This window comes from Armatimonas sp. (assembly GCF_043760365.1).
Taxonomy (GTDB): Bacteria; Armatimonadota; Armatimonadia; order Armatimonadales; family Armatimonadaceae; genus Armatimonas.
Genome location: NZ_JAYUPA010000969.1, coordinates 1 through 2,779 on the forward strand (window position 1 = coordinate 1; position 2,779 = coordinate 2,779).

The 2,779-nt window shown below is 63.2% G+C and carries 3 protein-coding genes; all 3 read left to right on the forward strand.

Annotated features, from left to right (window positions below; translation table 11 throughout):
• Window positions 1-1,154, forward strand: a 1,154-nt coding sequence (locus ACH2EH_RS24585; RefSeq protein WP_395145985.1) for an MFS transporter, incomplete at its 5' end; no start/stop codon positions are given.
• A 65-nt stretch (window positions 1,155-1,219) separates the two neighbouring features.
• Window positions 1,220-2,083 (forward strand): RsmB/NOP family class I SAM-dependent RNA methyltransferase, encoded by an 864-nt coding sequence (locus ACH2EH_RS24590; protein ID WP_395145986.1) that lies wholly within the window; start codon window positions 1,220-1,222, stop codon window positions 2,081-2,083.
• Between the two features lie 38 nt (window positions 2,084-2,121).
• Window positions 2,122-2,779: hypothetical protein (locus ACH2EH_RS24595; RefSeq protein WP_395145987.1), on the forward strand; the 658-nt coding region annotated here is incomplete at its 3' end.

Sequence of the window (2,779 nt, forward strand, 5' to 3'; positions counted from 1 at the left end):
ACTTCTGCCGCACGAACTTTTCCGTGGGACGACCTTCGCAGCTTGCGGAGCTGGCGCAGCAGGGGATGACGTCGGAGGCCGCCACGGTGGCGCTGGGCCAGATCGCGACGATTGGTGTGGTGGCGGGGATCTGCGGGAAGTTTCTGGCGGGGCGCGTAGTGCACAAGCTCGGCGGCGTCCCGGCGTTTCTGCTCGGGGGGCTGGGGGCTGCGCTGGCGACCATTGCGTTTAGCAGGAGTAGTGGCATCGGGCTCTTTGGCGTTTGCTGGGTGGCGAACCGGCTCTTTCAAGCGGTGGGGTGGCCGTCGGCGGTGCGTATTGTGGGGAGCTGGTTCACGGCGGGAAACTACGGCAAGGCTATGGGAATCGTCTCGCTCTCCTGGCTCTTTGGCGATGCGCTTGCCCGTGCGGCGCAGGCGCGGCTTTTGAGCCGAGGGGGGGACTGGCGCATCGTGTACTTCGCATCGGCGGGCGTGTTGCTGCTGATTCTCTTGCTCTGTGCACTGTTTCTCCGAGAGCGGCCCCTCGCTGCCGAAACCAAGCAGGCGCAGGAAGCCCACGAGCCGATTCCACTCCGTACGCTCTTTGCTCGCCCGGCGTTTCTGTGTATTTGTGTGGCAGCATTTGGCTTCACGCTGGTCAATGTCACACTTTCTGAGTGGCTGCCGGTTTACTTTACGGGGATCGGGCTGAGCCAGGGCAATGCAGCACTGGCAAGCGGGCTCTATCCACTGATGGGCGGCGTGAGTGCGGTCGGGTTTGGCATTTGGGGCGATAGGATCGGGAGCCACGGACGGCAGAAGCTCTTGCTGACTGGCCTGATCCTCACCGCGCTCTCTATGGCCGGATTTCTTCTGGCACGCACGCCTCAGATCGCCTTCGTTCTGGTTGCGCTCTCCGGGTTGGTGGCGGGCGGGCCTTATGCCTACTCCGTGGGCGCGGCGGCGCTGGATCTGGTGGCACCCAAGCAGGCCGCGAGCGTGAATGGGATCATAGATGGTATGGGCTATCTGGGGGCGATTCTGGCGGGAGAAGCCGTCGCCCGCCTCGCGGTCGCGCTGGGCTGGAACGGCGCGTTCGCCGCGCTCGCCGCTGTCTGCCTGGTGGCAAGTGCCCTCTCCGCGCTTCTGATGCGCCGCGCTGCTGGGGAGTAAACTTCTATACTCCACCTGCCCACGTTCCTGTGAGCGGATCCTAGACGCGGTACACTTTGGGTTCGATGCCCAATAAATATGCCCGCAAGCTGGCCGCAAAACTCGCGCCCGATCCCGATGCCTTTCTTACCGCTCTCACCGAGGGCAAGAGTGCCCGGCCCGCTGTGCTCTGGCTCGGTGGCTCTGCCGAGAGCCCGTTTGCGAGCCTGCCGCCCGCGCCCTGGCAGCCGGAGTTTGTGCAGGCTGTCGCGCCCGGCGAGCGCCCCGGTCGCCATACGCTCCACGATGAAGGGGCATACTACTGCCTGGATCTCTCGTCGGTGTTTGAGGCCAGTGCGCTCTGTGGCTTGCCGACGGGGGGAACCGTGGTGGATGTCTGCGCCGCGCCGGGGGGGAAGACGGTCTTTGCGCACCGGGCGCTGACTCCCGAGCGCCTGATCGCCAATGAGGTGATCGGGAAGCGGCTCGGGCCGCTGACGGGCAATCTGAAGCGCTGCGCCGTGCCCGCCGAGACCCGCTGCGCCGATCCCGCGCGGCTCGCCGAAGAGTTTGCAGGGCTCGCAAGGGTGGTTCTCGTGGATGCGCCGTGCTCGGGGCAGTCGCTCCTAGCGCGGGGTCAGGACAACCCGGGGGCTTTCCATCCGGTCAATATCAACTCCTGTGCTAATCGCCAGAAGCGCATTCTGGCGGAGTCCGTGCGGCTTCTCGCCCCGGGGGGCTTTCTTCTCTACTCCACCTGCACCTACGCAAAAGAGGAGAACGAGGACGTGATTTCCTGGCTACGGGTACGGTTTCCAGAGCTGATCGCGCAGGAACTGCCCGCGCACGAAATGCACCGCTCACCCCACGCCGATTTTCCTTGCTACCGCCTCTGGCCGGAGACTGGCTTCGGTGCGGGAGGCTTTCTGACCCTGCTGAAGCAGCCCTAAGTGGCCAATGATGACACTAGGAAACTTGCTACAGAACGATGAACACACTCCCACGTGCGGCCACTCTCTACCTTCGTGCTGTTTACACGGCAGGAGCTATTGCGTTACTGTTGGCACTGGGGCGACTGATACCGCGGGCACTGTCTGGCGACTTTGCCGATAACGGGGCCCATTTATTACTCTTCATCATCCTCGGGGGAGCGGTTGGCTCCAAAAAAATCCGCCTGACGCGCGGTCGCTCCGACGATGATGTAGGGGTTTTGTCGCTTGGATTCACGGTCAGCTACATGACCATGCTGCACTTTGGTCCTGCTGCCGCCGTTCTGGTTGCCTGTATGAACTGTCTGGTGAGCTGCTTCACGCAGCCTACCTACCAGCGCCTCTTCAATGTCGCGATGTCCGCCATTGAGGTGACGGTGTCGGGGCTTGTGCTCGGAATGCTGCACGTGCCTAGCTGCCAGTGGATCCCAGATAGATCGGTTCTCACTCTGATGCACCTGCCCGCAGTGGTAATTGGGGCGCTGGTCTACTACGCCATGAACACGGGCGGTGTCTCCACGATTATCGCGCTGAGCAGTCGGCAGAACCTCCTGGCTCTCTGGAAAGAGAACTTCCTCTGGACGCTCCCCAGCTACCTGGCGGGGGGCGGCGCAAGCTGGCTGGCACTGTTTTTTATGGGCAAGAGCGAGAGCCTGC

Bases quoted from the DNA above. Each gene is read 5' to 3' on its own strand.
- ACH2EH_RS24590 (WP_395145986.1), top strand. From the start codon at position 1,220: ATGCCCAATAAATATGCCCGCAAGCTGGCCGCAAAACTCGCGCCCGAT.